This window comes from Cupriavidus sp. OTU4054 (assembly GCF_038440175.1).
Taxonomy (GTDB): Bacteria; Pseudomonadota; Gammaproteobacteria; order Burkholderiales; family Burkholderiaceae; genus Cupriavidus; species Cupriavidus pauculus_D.
This window is the reverse complement of the sequence record NZ_JASATF010000003.1, coordinates 272673-288843: the sequence shown is the minus strand read 5'-3', so window position 1 is coordinate 288843 and position 16171 is coordinate 272673. Positions and strand designations below refer to the sequence as shown.

The following is a 16171-nucleotide window of genomic DNA, read 5'->3' as shown; positions in this document are numbered from 1 at the left end:
GTTCCTGGTATTCAACGCTGCGTCGGGTCGAAATGCTTCCGCAACCCCTGCCAGCACGTGTAGTAGTCCTGCTGCAGCAGCGCGGATTGCGCGGCGTACGGCGTCGGGCGAATGACGGTGGGCGTCTCGAACATAAACGCCATCGTGTCCGTGACATGGTGCGGCGCGCTGGTGTCCGCGCGGCTCGCGCGCTCGAACGTGTCCGCGTCCGGGCCATGGCCGCTCATGCAGTTGTGCAGGCTCGCGCCTCCGGGCATGAAACCCTCGGCCTTGGCATCGTAGACACCGCTGATCAGCCCCATGAATTCGCTGGCCACATTGCGATGGAACCAGGGCGGCCGGAACGTATGCTCGGCGGCGAGCCAGCGCGGGCCGAAGATCACGAAGTCGATCGTATCGACACCCGGCGTATCGGACGGTGCCTGCAGCACGAGGAAGATCGACGGATCGGGATGGTCGTAGCTGATGGAACCGATCGTGTTGAAGCGCCGCAGGTCGTACTTGTACGGCGCGTAGTTGCCATGCCAGGCCACCACGTCCAGCGGCGAGTGGTCGATCTCGGCGCGCCACAGATTGCCCTGAAACCGGGCCACGAGCTCGAACTTCCCTTCGCGATCCTCGTAGCTCGCCACGGGCGAGAGAAAGTCGCGCGGATTGGCGAGGCCATTCGAACCGAGCACGCCGAGGTCGGGCAGCCGGAACAACTGGCCGAAGTTCTCGCAGATATAGCCGCGCGACTCGCCATCGGGCAGCTCCACGCGAAACCGCACACCGCGCGGCATCACGACGATCTCCTGCGGCGCGACCTCGAGCCGCCCCATCTCGGTGGCGACGAGCAAACGGCCCAGCTGCGGCACGATCAGCATCTCGCCATCGGCATTGTAGAAGAAGCGGTCGATCATCGGCCGGTTGGCCAGATAGAGATGGATGCCGCAGCCCGTGAAATCGGCCGGACCGCCATTGCCCGCCATGGTGACGATGCCATCCACGAAATCCGTCGGCGCGGACGGCATGGCCGGCGGACTCCACCGCAGCTGGTTCGGCGTGGGCGGCACCTCGTCGAAACGGCTGACCCACCGCGACGCGTCCATGCGGACGAACGGCCGGTGCATCGCGCCCGGCCGGATGCGATACAGCCAGCTGCGGCGGTTGTGCGCGCGCGGCGCCGTGAATGCCGTACCGGAGATCTGCTCCGCGTACAGCCCGTAGGGCACCCGCTGCGGCGAATTCTGGCCTTCCGGCAATGCCCCCGGCAGGGCTTCGGTCGCGAACTCGTTCGCGAAGCCCGACTGATAGCGCAGGTCGCTTGCATCGCTCATGGCGGCATCTCCTGAATTACGTATTGATTAACGAATTTCTCTAATCGTAATTTTGACGGCGAGGCGTGTCAAATCCCCGGTGGGGGTGAGGAAATGAAACGGGGCGTGAAAAGCGGAAGGGAACGCGTAGCGGAACGCGTAAGGGAACGCGTAAGGGAACGCAGAATGGAAGGCGAGTTGATGCGGCGCGGACGAAACCCACGCGGCACGGTGCAGCACGAGGCGGCAGCGACGCCGCCGGCGCGCGAGGCACCGGCGAACGACGACAATCGTCACCAGGCCGCCCGGAGGCGGCGCCGGGCATTACAGGGGCTTGTGGCCTTCGCCGGTAGCGGAACCGGCGCCAAAGCCGCCAGACGACGGCGCGGAGCTCGAAGGCGTGCCGCCCGACGGTGCGGGCTGGCCAGCCATCGAGGCTGCCGTGACGCCGCCATTGCGGCTGGCAATGAATGCATTCACGTCTGCGGCCAGATGCTGAGGCGCTAACACCACCTCGAGCCCCAGCGCCTCGCACGCGGCGAGGAACGTGGACATACGCGGATCGGCTTGACCCGATTCCGCCCGCAAATAGGCTTCCCGGGAAATCCCGGCCTTACGGGCGACGTCCTCCTGCTTGAGCTTGCGCGCACGGCGCAACGCCCGCAGTTGCCGGAACGGTTCGCTAGCGCCTCTTGGCACGGCTGTACTGTTCATGTCGGTCTCCAGTCACCAGTCAAAAAAAAGTGCGCGGACGTGCATTCGAGTATAGAGCACGTAAAGCGTTCCGTAGGTCCTTTGCGAAACACTTTTGCAGATTTCCTATGATGGCGCTTTCCGGTCTTCCGGGCTCTAGTCCGAAAGGCGTACACAGCACAACATTGGCCTGCGCACACACACTAACGGGGATGTCTGCTTTGCGTTGACGTCACATAAGTATTGTCGAAGTGTGCAGTAAGGCAAGTTGACAAACCGACCGGTCGTGCTAATCTGCACCGCATGCAGAAAGGCCAACTCACCCGCACCGCGATCATCGAACAGGCCCTGGCGTCCGCCAGCAAGGTCGGCTTCGAGCAGTTGTCGCTTGCCACGCTCGCGGCCGACACCCACATGTCGAAGAGCGGCCTCTACGCCCATTTCAAGTCGAAGGAAGCGCTGCAGGAGGCGGTACTCGAACGTGCCGTGGAGCGCTTCGGCGAGATCGTCGTGCAGCCCGCGATGCGCGCGCCGCGCGGTGTCCCGCGCCTGCAGACGCTGTTCGACGGATATCTCGAATGGGTGGGCGGCACGGTCACGGGCGGACGCTGCCTGTTCATGGCGCTGGCACAGGAATACCGCGACCGTCCGGGCGCCATCCGGGACCTGGTGGTCCAGGCGCTCAAGGACTGGCACGGCACCATCGCGCGCGTGATTCGCGATGCAATCGAAGACGGCGCGATTCGCGCCGACGTGGAACCGCGCCAGTTCGCATTCGACATGGTGGGCATCGGCATGTCGTTCCAGACCTCGTTCAAGCTGCTGGGCCGCGACGATGCGCAGGCCATGGCGCGCCACGCGTTCGCGCGCCTGCTCGCCGATGCGGGGACCCCCGCGCGCATGCCCGCGACCGGCGCGCACTGACACCGAAACCCCGCGCGCCAGGGCGCGCGCGCGGGGGTTCCAAAGGCATTCTTGCCGCATTTTGTTGCCCTAAAAATAGCACGACTGGTCGGTCGCAAAATGCAAAAAAATGCGTCGGCGATGGCGAAGCGACGCCACGATGCCGCGCCGACCACCGTTACCGTTCATGCCGGAGGTCCTTGCCGTGTCCGAAGTGCTGTCTTCTGCATCCAGCTCCCCCTCACAGGATTCCCGCGCGGCCGTCCGGGCGGCGCCTTATGCGCCCCCCGCCGCACGTCCGCCGGCGTCGCCGCGTATTCCGGGCTGGTACCGCCTCCGCTGGCAGGCGACCTCGCTGCTGCACCCGGCCGGCGCCGCACGCGAACTCGAGCGCCTCTGGTTCTCGCCACCGCGCGCGCCCATATCGGCCGACGGGCAGCGCATGCTCGACGCCGCGCGCGCGGACTGGGCGCTCGTGACGGGCCAGGGGGCAAGCCGGCGCGTGCGCGTGTACCGCTGGGGGCAGGAAGGTCCCGTCGTGCTGCTCGCGCACGGCTGGGGCGGCAATGCGGCGCAGTGGCATGCGATGGTGGAGCCGCTGCTCGCGGCCGGCATGCGCGTGGCGGCATTCGACGCGTTGTCGCACGGTGCCTCCGACGCCGGCGCGCAAGGTGGGGACCGCAGTTCGATCGTCGAACTGTCGCGGTCGCTGCTCGCGGTGGCGTGGCATGTGGGCCCGGTCCACGCGGTGGTCTCGCATTCGGCCGGCGGTCCGGCGACGGCGCTGGCCATTCGCGAAGGGCTGCCGCTACGGCGTGCCGTACTGGTCTGCCCGCCCGCCGATATGGGCCGCGCATGCGCCGCGCTGGCCTGGCAGCTCGGCTTCAGCCCCGCGGTATTCGCGCGCATGGCGCGGGACAGCGCGGCGTGGCTCGGCATGCCATGGGAGACGTTGAACGTGCCCGACGTCGGCCGCACGCGCGATGTGCCGCCAACGCTGATCGTGCACGATCGCGATGACCGCGAAGTGCCCTGGGAAGATGGCGCCGCGATCGCGGGCGCATGGCCTGGTGCACAACTGGCGACGACCGAAGGGCTCGGCCACCGCCGCATCCTGCGGGACGCGGCGGTAGCGGCGAGAATCGCCGGGTTCCTCGAAGCTCAGAAGCCCTGCAGCACGAGCTTGCCGATGGTCTGACCGCCTTCGAGCATCGCATGCGCGCGGCGCAGGTTCTCGGCGTTGATCGTGCCGAGGTTTTCGCCGAGCGTGGTCTGCAGGCGGCCCGCGTCGATCAGGCGCGCCACTTCGTTGAGCAGCTTGTGCTGCGCGATCATGTCCGGCGTGCCGTACATCGCGCGCGTGAACATGAACTCCCACACGAACGTCGCGCTCTTGCTCTTGAGCGCGCCGATGGCCAGCGGGCCCGCGTTCTCCACGATCGAGCAGATCTTGCCCTGCGGCGCGATCGCCTCGGCCATCGCCTCGAAATGACGGTCGGTGTCGTTGAAGCACAGGATGTAATCGACGTTCTCGAAGCCCAGCGTACGCAGTTGCGCGGGCATATCGCCGCGATGGTCGATCGTATGGTCGGCGCCGAGCTTGCGCACCCAGGCCTCCGACTCCGGACGCGAGGCCGTCGCGATCACGGTCAGCTTGCCGAGCGTCTTGGCCAGCTGGATACCGATGGAACCCACGCCGCCGGCACCGCCGATGATCAGCACCGACTTGCCCGCGTCCTCACCCTTCTCCGAAACCCCGAGACGATCGAACAGCGCTTCCCATGCGGTAATGGCGGTCAGCGGCAGCGCGGCCGCGTGCGCGAAGTCCAGCGAGGCCGGCTTGTGCCCGGCAATGCGTTCGTCGACGAGGTGATACTCGCTGTTGGTACCCGGACGCGTGATGCTGCCCGCGTAGAACACGGGGTCGCCGACCTTGAACAGCGTCACGTCCGGACCCACCGCTACCACGGTGCCGGCCGCATCCCAGCCCAGCACGCGCGGCGCGGGCTCGATCTTGTCCTTCGGCGCGCGGACCTTGGTGTCCACGGGGTTCACGGCCACCGCCTCGATCTTGACCAGCAGATCGTGGCCGGCCGCTTCCGGCTTCGGCAGGTCGGTGTCGAACAGCGAACGCGGGTCGCTGATGGGCAGGTAATGGGTCAGGCCGATGGCTTTCATGGCAGGCTCCTGTCTGGAAGTAAATCTACGATGCCTGCATCGTAACCAACTTCCATCCGCTTGATTAGCCGGAAGCTGAAGCAATCACTTTCACTGGAATCGTGAAAATCCGTCCATAAAAAAGCCCGCCACGAGGGCGGGCACGCGTCAGCGCATCGTTCCTGCCAGGGGCAGCGTACCGTCAGGTCACATCGTCCGGCACCGGGCGGTAGCCCATCGGCGCGGTGGTGTTGGCATGCACGTACTTCTTCGCGTGGGCCTCTCGCATCGGCTTCAGCACGAAGATCGCCAGCACCGCGGACAGCGCGGCCATGCCGGAAGCCAGCATGAACACCGCGTGCCAGTCACCGGTCGCAGCCGTGATCACGCTCGAGAACGGGACCAGCAGCGCGGCCGTGCCCTTGGCCGTGTAGAGCAAGCCAGCATTGGTCGCGGCGAACTTCGGACCGAACGTATCGCCGCAGGTCGCCGGGAACAGGCTGTAGATTTCACCCCAGGCGAAGAACACCACGCCCGTCAGCACCACGAACGCCACCGGGTTGTGGCCGTACTTCGACAGCAGCACGATGCCCACGGCCTCCACCGCGAACGCGATGAACATCGTGTTCTCCCGGCCGATGTTGTCGGAGATCCAGCCGAAGAACGGTCGCGTCAGGCCATTGAGCACGCGGTCGATGGTCAGCGCGAATGTCAGCGCCGGCAGCGTGAGGCCGAGGATGGACACGGGCGAGTCATGCAGGCCGAAGTCCTTGGCGATCGGGCCGAGCTGCGCGGTGGCCATGAGGCCGCCTGCGGCCATCATCACGAACATCGCGTACATGACCCAGAAGATCGGCGAGGACAGGACCTGGCGCGGCGTGGCGTTGTAGGTCGTGGCGCTCTTCAGCGTGGCCTTGACCTCGCTGAGGATCTTCGCCGAGGGCGGATAGAGCGCCATGCCCAGCACGAACACGATCAGGCCCTGGCCCAGGCCGAACCAGAGGAACGTGGCCTCGTAGCCGCTGCTCTTGATCATGTTGGCGATCGGCACCACGGTCATCGCGGAGCCCGCGCCGAAGCCCGCCGCGGTAATCCCCGCCGCCAGCCCGCGGCGGTTCGGGAACCACTTGAGCGCGTTGCCCACGCAGGTGCCATATACCGCGCCGGCACCCACACCGCCGATGGCGGCTGCGACGTACAGCATCGGCAGCGACGAGGCCACCGAATTCAGCGCCCATGCGATGGCGCACAGCAAGCCACCGCCCACGACCACCGGGCGGGGACCGTACTTGTCGACGAGATAGCCCTCGATCGGGACCAGCCACGTCTCCGTGACCACGAAAATGGTGAACGCCACCTGGATGGCCGTGCGGCCCCAGTGGTACTTGTCATCGATGGGATTGACGAACAGCGTCCAGCCATACTGCATATTGGCGATCATCGCCATACAGATCACGCCAAACACGAGTTGCATCCACGGGGACGCAAAACGGGACGTCGACGCCTGTTGCTGTAGTTCCATGGTGTCTCCTTCTGACGGGGCGGCCCGCCGTTGTGGATAGGCGTCCTGTGCGGACGCTCTTTTGTGCTGTTGTTGTTCGATATTTGCGCGCTAGACCTTCGAACAGCTGAGCCGTTCTAGTGCTATACGGTATGTGATATATCAACCAAGTCAAGCCGGGATTTCGGTGCGCCGCCGCACCGTGGCGGATGGCATTGGCTCGTCACTGGCACCCTGCTCCGCCACTGGTGTGCCATGCGCATGAAACGCGCATTGGAATGGGCCAGGACTCGCTTGCGAATCAATGATTTGGATGCGATCGCCAGATCAATGCGAAGCGGTGTCGAGTGGGGGTGATTTCCGTGCGTTGCAGCAGCGTGAGGACCCTGATAGGGAAAGTCCTAGGCGTGCGACAAGTGCTGTCGATCGTGAATGTGTCGACATTCAGAATCTGACGGAATGAGGCAGGAAGAAGACAGGCAGGAAATCGGCCGTAAGCTCGGATGTCGCGGGCGCGACAAAAGCTGTGAAGCACGTATGGAGAAGCCGGCCGTAACAAGCTCCAACGTTACTGCCAATCAGATGCGCGCGAACTCGGGAACCAGAGCCGGGACCTGAACGGGCGTGGCGGCGGGACGCGAGCGGCCGACACCGTCGGTCGAATCCTGCGAGGCACCCAGGCCGGCGAAACGGCCATGGTCTTGCGCGGTCGTCAGCGTTTCCATCGGCACGCGCGTGCCGATCAGCCAGGTTGCGAAAACGCCCAGATGGATCAGACCAAGAGCGAGGACGGAAAGCAGAGCGGTGTTCATGAAAAATCCTGAGTGAGGTAGGTCAAGGAGTTTTCATTATATGCTGCATCGCAAGGTCTGTAAATATTTGGTATGTGATATATCTTGAGAAGGTTTCCTCTATATGCACCAAACGCAACAAGGCACCCCGCGGGGTGCCTTGTCGTTCTCTCGAGCGCGCCAATCACTGGGGCGCCGCATGTTGCAAATCCACACTTTCGGGGCAAAGACCCTTTGTGCGTTGCGGTCAGCCGGCTTTCTTCAGCAGGTCCTGATCGTATTCCTGCGCGCGCAGATTGTCCCAGACCGCCGCCGCATTGGGCTTGAGCGACCGGCTCTTGCGCCGGACCAGCATGACCGTGGACGTGACCTGCGGCCGCAATGGCCGCAGCACGGCCGCGGGCGCCATGCCGGACGCCTGCGCGCGCGATGGCACCACACCGATGCCGAGGCCCATCGCGACCATGCCGAAGATCGCCGCGAAATGCCCGAGCACCTGCAGCGTGCCGGGCCGCACATGATAGGTCGCGAGCGCGCGTTCGACGGCGGGCTGCATGCCCGAATGCTGGTCGAGCGTCAGCACGGTGGCATCGGCGAGGTCGCCCCATCCGAGCGATTCGCGCGCGGCCAGCGGGTGCTGCGCGGGAAGTACCGCGCATAGCGGATCCACGCATAGCGGTTCGCAATACAGATCGTCGCAGGACGCCGGATTGCTCGCGATGCCGAAATCCACTTCGCCGTTACGCACGCTCTGCAGTACCCCTTCGTGCGAACGGTCGCGCAGCGTGATGCCGATGCCCGGCCATGCCGTGCGGCAACCCGCGACCCACGTGGGGACGCACATCGACGACAGCACGGGATCGGTGGCGATCTGCACGGTGCCCTGGCTCGGTTTGCCCGTGCCGTGGCTTTCGCGCAGCGTCTGCTCGACCTCCTCGATCAGATGGCAGATGCGTTGCGACAGGTGCGCGCCCGCATCGGTCAGTTCCACCTGCCGTGTGGTGCGATCGAACAGCCGCTGGGCGATTTCCTCCTCGAGTTCGCGCACGCTGCGACTGATGGCCGATTGCGTCAGGCCCAGCTCGGCGGCGGCGCGCGTGAAGCTCTTCTGCCGCGCTACCGCCGCGAAGGCCTTCAATTGTGGAAGCGAAACATTCATGGTGCCGCTCCTTGTTGTGTGACTGCTTTTTGGTGCCGCGTGGTGGTGTCGTGCTTGTGCCGTCGCGCTCGTGTTGCCGCTTTTCGGATAGATCGGGTATTGCGATGCCGCCCTACTCCCCCTTGCCGGTGGAGAAGCCGGCCATATACGTGGCACGGTCGCTGACCGTCTGTGCATTCGCGTGGCCGGTGATGAAGCGGCGCCGCATCGGCTGCAACAGGAACTTCGCCGACAGCCCCGCCGCTACCGTCATGACGGCCGCCACGGTGAACACGAGGCTCCAGCCGCCGTGATGGGACAACACCGATGCCAGGGGCACGAGCAGCGCCGCGGTACCCTTCGCCGTGTACAGCGTGCCGGCGTTGGCGGCGGCGAACTTGCTGCCGAACGTGTCGGCGCAGAGGGCCGGGAAGATCGAGAAGATCTCGCCCCAGAACAGGAACGTGAGCGCCGCGAACAGCATGAACCAGTAAGGGTTGTGGCCGAGTTCCATCAGGCCGATGAGCGACAGCCCCTCGCCGATGAAGATGAAGAACATCGTGTTCTCGCGGCCGATGCGGTCCGAGATAAAGCCGCACAGCGGACGCGTCAGGCCGTTGCAGAGGTTGTCGATCGACAGCGTCATCGTGAGCAGCGGCAGCGTCACGCCGAGCATCGTGATGGGCATCGACGCGAAGCCGAAGTCCTTGGCGATCGGGCCGAGTTGCGCGGTGGCCATGATGCCGCCCGCCGCCACCGCCACGAAGGAGGCATAGATCAGCCAGAACACCGGCGTCTTCACCATCTGGCCCGGCGTGAACTCCACCGGATTCGTCAGGATGGCCTTGTTGGTCGCCACGTTGCGCGGGGGTTTCGGCTTGACCAGCAGCATCGCCATGATGAAGATGAGTACGCCCTGGAGGATGCCGAACGTGAAGAACGCATGCTCGTAGCCGGACTTCTGGATCATGTTCGCGATGGGAATCACGGTGAGGGCCGAGCCCGCGCCGAAGCCCGCGGCGGTCAGGCCGGCGGCAAGGCCCCGCTTGTCCGGGAACCACTTGAGCGCGTTGCCGACGCACGTGCCATACACGCCGCCGGCACCGATGCCGGCGATCACCGCCGAGGCGTAGAGCATCGGCAGCGACGTGGCATACGAGTTCATGACCCAGGACAGGCCGGCGCAGATGGCGCCACAGGCGACGACGGGACGCGGACCGAATTTATCGACGAGCCAGCCCTCGATGGGCACCAGCCACGTTTCGGTCACGATGAAGATGGAGAACGCGATCTGGATCGCCGATTCGCCCCACTGATGCTTGGCGTTCATGGGGTTGACGAACAGCGTCCAGCCATACTGGAGGTTCGCCACGAGGCCCATACAGAGCACACCGATAAATAACTGGAACCAACGGTTGTGCAGCAAACCGCCATTGGAATTGCCCATGACGGGGCCTGCCGCATCGATGTGCGCCATGTCGTGTCTCCTTGCATTAGTGTCTTGCGCTCTGGTGGCGCAGCTCGCGGGCAACACATCGTGGGGGATGGCGCCCTCGTTTCTTCACTACTGAATGAGCGCGCCTGACATTGCGGCACGTTGCATCTGTGGAATTGATGCTACTTCAAACTTAGATCACCACAGCATAAAGTTTTTTATTATGATCATTTACGATCCTTTATAGATTGCAGGAAACGGTGCAATGAAAAATGCCACGCTGCGTCAACTCAAGGTCTTCGAAACGGTGGCGCGCCACCTGAGTTTTTCGCGCGCGGCGGAGGAGCTGCACCTTACGCAACCTGCTGTTTCTACACAGGTTCGGCAGCTCGAGCATCACGTTGGACTGCCGCTTTTCGAGCAGCTCGGCAAGCGGATCTACCTCACGCCGGCGGGCACGGAAATGCTGCACTATAGCCGCAGCATCATTCAGCAATTCCGCGAGGCGGAAGATGCGATGGCGCAGCTTAAGGGTATATCCGGAGGCCGTCTCAATGTCGCGGTGATCAGTGCGGGCGACTATTTTTTTCCGCGATTGCTTGCGGAATTCATGGGCCGCCATGACGGCGTGACTTTAAATCTTGCGGTGCACAATCGCGAAGAATTATTGCATCAGCTCGGCGGCAACCTCACGGACCTCGCGGTCATGGTGCGCCCGCCCGAAGGCGGCGACACGATCGCCGAATCGTTCGCGCCGCACCCGTACGTCATTGTCGCGGCGCCCAATCATCCCCTGGTCGGCAAGCGCCATATTCCGCTCGCCGGGCTCGCGGAGGAGGCATTCGTTTCGCGCGAGCGCGGCTCCGACACGTGGAACTCGATGCAGGAGGGCTTTGCGGGGCGGCTGTCCAACCTGCGCATCGCGATGGAGATCAAGAGCACCGAGACCATCAAGCAGGCCGTCATCGCGAACATGGGTATCGCGTTCCTCTCCGCCCATACGGTGGGCCTCGAATTGCAGACGGGCAAGCTTGCCGTGCTCGATATCGAGGGCTTTCCCGTGATGCTCAACTGGTACGTGGTTCACCGCCGCAACAAGCGGCTGCCGCCCGTGGCGCTCGCGTTCAAGCACTTCCTGATGGAGGAAGGCGCACGGCTGATCCAGCAGATCACTGGCGTGGAAGGCCTGATCCGCCATCCATAAACGATGGCTTATGGTTTTCCGATGAAAGTTTAATTATCGTAAATGGTTCGTCGCCACTAAGCTTCCTTTCAACGAAGCCCACAACGAAGGAGACGAACATGGACCAACTGCAAACCGCCCCGCACGCCGTCACGCACGACGGCACCACCGCCGCGCATCTGGACCGCGACATGCAACTGGCCGCGTTCAACGCAGCCTTCATGGAGCTGGGCCTGCGCTTCCGCTGGGACATGCAGATGTTCGAATGGCTGTGCGGCATCGAATGCGAACGCACGCGCGTGTGCCGCTATATCGAGGAATACCACGCGCACCTGCTCACGGCCTATGAACCGGCCTTCCTGAGCCAGCTGATCTTCGACAAGAAGAACGACTACCTGCGCGCGATGCGGACGGGCGTGAACTGATACACCCGCCTCTCGACGCCACTCTCGACGTCAAAGACACCCCCAAGAAACACCCCTTTCCCAAGGGGTGTTCTTGTTTTATCAGCCTGCACTGGCCGTGGCGCTCGCCTTGGCCTCCAGCTCCGCGATCCGCTTGCGTAGCGCGCGTTCCTCCTGGAAGCGCGCGGTCTCGTCGCGGATGATGGCCACGATGCCCGTAATGGCCCCGCCCTCGCCGTGCAACAGCGCCACGGTGAACGCGATCGACATCGCATCGCCGTTCTTGTTGATCGCGGGAACCTTGAGCAGATCGTGGCCATAGCGGGTCTGGCCCGTCGCCATCGTCTTGTCGTAGCCTTCCCAATGGCGCGCGCGCAGGCGCTCGGGAATGATGAGGTCCAGCGACTTGCCCAGCGCTTCTTCCTGGGTGTAGCCGAACATGTACTCGGCGGCCGGGTTCCACAACGTGATGGCACCGTCGGGACCGGAGATGACGACGGCATCGCCGATGGCCGTCACCAGTTGCTCGTAGTCGATCGCAGCCTGCATGGTCTTTCCTGAGGAATGATGGGAATGCCCCGATGCGCCACCGGAAACACCGGTGGCTGCCATCGGGGCACTGGCAGTGCTGCCGTCCAGCTTAGATGACCTGCGCCTCGCGCAGGCGGGCGATCTCCTCGGCGCCGTAGCCAAGACCGGACAGCACTTCCGCGCTGTGCTCGCCCAGCAGCGGCGAACCGGTGATCTCGGGCTTCATGCCCGAGAACTTGATCGGGCTGCCCACGGTCAGGTACGTGCCACGTTCCTTGTGCGGGACTTCCACGATCGAGCCGCTCTTGCGCAGCGATTCATCCTCGGCAATCTCCTTCATCGACAGTACCGGCGAGCACGGAATATCGAACTTGCGCAGGATATCCACGGCCTCGTACTTGGTCTTGTCGGCGAGCCATTGCTCGATGGTGTCGAAGATCTCCGTGATATGCGGCTGGCGCGCCTTGGCCGTGTTGTAGTTCGGATCGTTGATCCACTCTTCCCGGCCCAGCGCCTTGCAGATCGGCTCCCATGCGTGGCCCTGGATGGTGAAGTAGATATACGCGTTGGGATCGGTCTCCCAGCCCTTGCACTTCAGCACCCAGCCCGGCTGGCCGCCACCGCCGGCGTTGCCGCCGCGGGGCACCACGTCGCTGAACGTGCCGTGCGGGTACTGGGGATACTCTTCCAGATAGCCGATGCGGTCCAGGCGCTGCTGATCGCGCAGCTTCACGCGGCACAGGTTCAGCACGGCGTCCTGCATCGACACGGCCACCTTCTGGCCCTCGCCGGTCTGCTGGCGGCCGATGATCGCGGTCAGGATGCCGATGGCCAGGTGCATGCCGGTGTTCGAGTCGCCCAGCGCGGCGGCCGACACGGTCGGCGGGCCGTCCCAGAAACCCGTGGTCGACGCGGCGCCGCCGGCGCACTGTGCCACGTTCTCGTACACCTTCAGGTCTTCATAGTGGTGGCCGTCGCTGAAGCCCTTGACCGATGCCACGATCATCTTCGGGTTCAGTTCCTTGATGCGGTCCCACGAAAAGCCCATGCGGTCCAGCGCGCCCGGGCCGAAGTTCTCCACCAGCACATCCGACTCGCGAATCAGTTGCTCGAGGATCTTCTTGCCTTCCGGCTTCTTGGTGTCCAGCGTCAGGGAGCGCTTGTTGCTGTTCAGCATCGTGAAGTACAGCGCGTCCGCGTCGGGAATGTCGCGCAGCTGCGTGCGGGTGACGTCGCCCGACCCGGGGCGCTCCACCTTGATGACGTCCGCGCCGAACCACGCGAGAAGCTGCGTGCAGGCGGGACCGGCCTGAACGTGCGTGAAGTCGATGATCTTGATGCCGTTGAGTGGGAGGTTCACGTTCGCTCTCCTATTGGAATAGAGGGGTGAAACTAAAACGGGGTTGGCTGGATTGGATTACTTGCTGGCCGAGCTCTGCGGATTCAGGTTGGTCAGACGACCGCTTTCGGTGCCCGCATTCGGGTCGATGACCGCGTTGATCAGCGTGGGCCTGCCCGACTTCAGGGCTTCCCGCACCGCGGCTTCGAGCTCCGCGGGGGTGGTGACGTTGTGACCGACGCCACCGAATGCTTCCATCATCTTGTCGTAACGCGCTCCCTTGACGAACATCGTGACCGCGGGATCCTTGCCGCCGGTCGGATTCACATCGACGCCCTTGTAGACGCCGTTGTTGTTGAACACGACGATGCAGATGGGCAGGTCGTAGCGGCAGATCGTTTCGACCTCCATGCCGGAGAACCCGAACGCGCTATCGCCGCACAGCGCGAGGACCGGCTTGCTGGTCTCCACCGCCGCGGCCACCGCGTAGCCCATGCCCACGCCCATCACGCCCCACGTCCCGACGTCCAGGCGCTTGCGCGGCTCGTACATGTCGATGACGGCGCGGGCGTAGTCCAGCGTGTTGGCGCCTTCGTTCACGAACGAGATGCCAGGGTTGTCCTTGACGACATCCTTGAGCACGCGCAGCGCGCCGTGGAAGTTCATCGGCGACACTTCCTTCGCCAGCGTCTCTGCCATCTTCGCGAGGTTCTTGTCCTTCTTCTCGTCCACCGCGTGCAGCCACTCTGCCCCGGGCTTCGGGAAGCCGTTGCCGACCTTCTCGAGCAGTGCCGATACGCACGAGCCGATATCGCCCACGACCGGCGCGGCGATGGCGACGTTGCTGTCCATCTCCGTCGGCGAGATATCGATCTGGATGAACTGCTTCGGCTTGCCCCAGGTCTTGCCCTTGCCGTGCGAGAGCAGCCAGTTCAGGCGCGCACCGACCAGCATCACCACATCGGCTTCCGCCAGCACGTACGAGCGCGCGGCCGAGGCCGACTGCGGATGCGTATCGGGAATCAGGCCCTTGGCCATCGACATCGGCAGATACGGAATGCCCGTCTTCTCGACCAGCGCGCGGATGTCCGCATCGGCGCGTGCGTACGCAGCGCCCTTGCCCAGCAGGATCAGCGGGCGCTTGGCGCTCTTCAGCAGCGCGACGGCACGGTCGATCGAGTCCGGTGCCGGCAACTGGCGCGGGGCCGGATCCACGACCTTGATCAGCGAGTTGCGGCCCTTCTCGGCTTCCATCGACTGCGCCAGCAGCTTGGCCGGCAGGTCCAGGTACACCCCGCCCGGGCGGCCCGATACGGCGGCGCGGATGGCCCGCGCGACGCCCACGCCGATGTCCTCGGCGTGCAGCACGCGGAAGGCGGCCTTGGCGTGCGGACGGGCGATGGCCAGTTGGTCCATCTCTTCGTAGTCGCCCTGCTGCAGGTCCACGATCTCGCGCTCGCTCGAGCCGCTGATCAGGATCATCGGAAAGCAGTTGGTGGTCGCGTTCGCCAGCGCGGTCAGCCCGTTCAGGAAGCCCGGCGCGGAAACGGTCAGGCAAACCCCGGGCTTCTGCGTGAGAAAGCCGGCGATGGCCGCCGCGTTGCCCGCGTTCTGCTCATGACGGAAGCTGATGACGCGCATGCCGTTGGCCTGCGCCAGGCGGGCCAGATCCGTGACCGGGATACCGGGCAGGCCGTAGATGTTCTCGATGCCGTTCAGCTTCAGCGCGTCGATGACCAGATGAAAGCCATCGGTTTGCGCCTGTTGCGCTTCGACGGCTTGACGCTGCAGCTCGTTGTCTACTTCTGCCATGGTTGCATCCTTCTGTACGAATTGACTGGGATAGAGGACTTCTGCTTCAGGACGTGCAAATACGGTATGTGATATATCCAAGCTCAGCAAGGACTCATTGTGAACTTTCGTCGGTGCGGCGCAGCATTTGACCGAAATTGCCGGTTAGATAAGGGAAATTACGGAGATCAACCGCTCATATGGTTGACCAGCGACCCGATGCCATCGATCGTCACCGCCACCACGGCGCCGTCCTTCATCGACCCGACGCCGATCGAGGTGCCGACGGCGATCACGTCGCCCGGCATCAGCGTCATGTCGCGCGACAGCAGGCTCACCTGCTCTTCGGGCGAAAACACGATGTCGGACAGTGGGTAGTTCTGACGCTCGACGCCGTCCAGCCGCGTCACGACACTGGCGCTGCGCCAGTCGAAACCCGTGACGATGGCCGGCCCGATACAGCCGAACGTGTCCGAGCCCTTGGCGCGCGTCCACTGCGGAAAATTGGGGTCGGCATTGAGCAGTTCGCCCGCCGTGACGTCGTTGACGATCGTGTAGCCGAAGATGTGCGAGGCGGCCTCGGCGAGCGGCACATTGCGGCATGGGCGGCCGATGACGATGCCCAGTTCGCCTTCGTAGGCGATCTTGCCGGTGTACCCGCTTGGACGCTGGATGGCGTCTCCGGGACCCGCGAGCGAACTCGCCGGCTTCAGCAGGAACAGCGGATGCGTGGGCACCGATTTCTCGAGCCGGGCCGCGAGCGCGTGGAAGTTGTTCCACAGCGCCACGATCTTGCCGGGCTCGCAGGGTGCCACCAGTTCCAGCGCGGCATAGGGGTAGATGTTCCCCGTGGCGCGCGGATCGGTATAGCCGGGGCCGTCGAATTCCATGACGCGGTCGGCATGGCTGTCGTCGAGCCGCCCGTAGGCGAGGTCGCCATCGGGGCGGCGGAAGCGAATCCAGGTTTGCACGGCAAAAGCTCCTCCGGCGGGCGCGACCGTGTCGCA

At 64.3% G+C, this 16171-nt stretch carries 15 protein-coding genes; 4 read left to right on the top strand and 11 right to left on the bottom strand.

Going from position 1 to position 16171, the window contains the following annotated elements:
• Nucleotides 1-11 precede the first annotated feature (11 nt).
• Together hmgA and AAHB16_RS06125 are read right to left on the bottom strand one after the other, a co-directional pair.
• Nucleotides 12-1319, bottom strand: coding sequence for a homogentisate 1,2-dioxygenase (gene hmgA, locus AAHB16_RS06130; protein ID WP_150376907.1), 1308 nt, complete (start codon nt 1317-1319; stop codon nt 12-14).
• 303 nt (nt 1320-1622) lie between these two features.
• Nucleotides 1623-2012: a helix-turn-helix domain-containing protein gene (locus tag AAHB16_RS06125; protein WP_342050359.1), complete on the bottom strand. Its 390-nt coding sequence runs from the start codon at nt 2010-2012 to the stop codon at nt 1623-1625.
• 282 nt (nt 2013-2294) lie between these two features.
• Here AAHB16_RS06125 and AAHB16_RS06120 point away from each other — a divergent pair, with 282 nt between their 5' ends.
• Nucleotides 2295-2915 (top strand): TetR/AcrR family transcriptional regulator, encoded by a 621-nt coding sequence (locus tag AAHB16_RS06120; protein ID WP_342050358.1) that lies wholly within the window; start codon nt 2295-2297, stop codon nt 2913-2915.
• Nucleotides 2916-3081: 166 nt separating this feature from the next.
• Nucleotides 3082-4092 (top strand): alpha/beta fold hydrolase, encoded by a 1011-nt coding sequence (locus AAHB16_RS06115; protein ID WP_342050357.1) that lies wholly within the window; start codon nt 3082-3084, stop codon nt 4090-4092.
• On the opposite strand, the gene AAHB16_RS06110 is transcribed toward AAHB16_RS06115, so the two are convergent.
• The 5 genes from AAHB16_RS06110 to oxlT (AAHB16_RS06090) form a co-directional block, all read right to left on the bottom strand.
• The gene (locus tag AAHB16_RS06110) at nt 4056-5072 is read right to left on the bottom strand and encodes a zinc-binding alcohol dehydrogenase family protein (RefSeq protein WP_342050356.1); all 1017 of its coding nucleotides are present in this window, start codon (nt 5070-5072) and stop codon (nt 4056-4058) included. The two genes, AAHB16_RS06115 and AAHB16_RS06110, sit on opposite strands and share 37 nt — an antisense overlap.
• Nucleotides 5073-5253: 181 nt before the next feature.
• A complete protein-coding gene (oxlT, locus tag AAHB16_RS06105; protein ID WP_150376902.1) occupies nt 5254-6573 on the bottom strand; it encodes an oxalate/formate MFS antiporter in 1320 nt (439 codons plus the stop codon).
• A 557-nt stretch (nt 6574-7130) separates the two neighbouring features.
• Nucleotides 7131-7364, bottom strand: a complete 234-nt coding sequence (locus tag AAHB16_RS06100; protein ID WP_150376901.1) for a hypothetical protein — start codon at nt 7362-7364, stop codon at nt 7131-7133.
• Between the two features lie 226 nt (nt 7365-7590).
• The gene (locus AAHB16_RS06095) at nt 7591-8502 is read right to left on the bottom strand and encodes a LysR family transcriptional regulator (protein WP_150376900.1); all 912 of its coding nucleotides are present in this window, start codon (nt 8500-8502) and stop codon (nt 7591-7593) included.
• A gap of 112 nt (nt 8503-8614) precedes the next feature.
• Nucleotides 8615-9958, bottom strand: coding sequence for an oxalate/formate MFS antiporter (gene oxlT, locus AAHB16_RS06090; protein ID WP_150376899.1), 1344 nt, complete (start codon nt 9956-9958; stop codon nt 8615-8617).
• 223 nt (nt 9959-10181) lie between these two features.
• Between oxlT (AAHB16_RS06090) and AAHB16_RS06085 the strand changes: the two genes are divergently transcribed.
• Both AAHB16_RS06085 and AAHB16_RS06080 read left to right on the top strand, forming a co-directional pair.
• Nucleotides 10182-11120, top strand: a complete 939-nt coding sequence (locus tag AAHB16_RS06085) for a LysR family transcriptional regulator (protein WP_150376898.1) — start codon at nt 10182-10184, stop codon at nt 11118-11120.
• Nucleotides 11121-11218: 98 nt separating this feature from the next.
• Nucleotides 11219-11524: a LysR family transcriptional regulator gene (locus tag AAHB16_RS06080; protein WP_150376897.1), complete on the top strand. Its 306-nt coding sequence runs from the start codon at nt 11219-11221 to the stop codon at nt 11522-11524.
• An 81-nt stretch (nt 11525-11605) separates the two neighbouring features.
• On the opposite strand, the gene AAHB16_RS06075 is transcribed toward AAHB16_RS06080, so the two are convergent.
• The 4 genes from AAHB16_RS06075 to AAHB16_RS06060 all read right to left on the bottom strand — a co-directional run bounded on the left by AAHB16_RS06075 (nt 11606) and on the right by AAHB16_RS06060 (nt 16135).
• Nucleotides 11606-12052, bottom strand: a complete 447-nt coding sequence (locus AAHB16_RS06075; RefSeq protein WP_150376896.1) for a PAS domain-containing protein — start codon at nt 12050-12052, stop codon at nt 11606-11608.
• 91 nt (nt 12053-12143) lie between these two features.
• A complete protein-coding gene (frc, locus tag AAHB16_RS06070) occupies nt 12144-13394 on the bottom strand; it encodes a formyl-CoA transferase (RefSeq protein WP_150376895.1) in 1251 nt (416 codons plus the stop codon).
• A gap of 57 nt (nt 13395-13451) precedes the next feature.
• Nucleotides 13452-15185: an oxalyl-CoA decarboxylase gene (oxc, locus tag AAHB16_RS06065; RefSeq protein ID WP_150376894.1), complete on the bottom strand. Its 1734-nt coding sequence runs from the start codon at nt 15183-15185 to the stop codon at nt 13452-13454.
• Nucleotides 15186-15352: 167 nt separating this feature from the next.
• Nucleotides 15353-16135: a fumarylacetoacetate hydrolase family protein gene (locus AAHB16_RS06060; RefSeq protein WP_150376893.1), complete on the bottom strand. Its 783-nt coding sequence runs from the start codon at nt 16133-16135 to the stop codon at nt 15353-15355.
• Between the last annotated feature and the right edge of the window lie 36 nt (nt 16136-16171).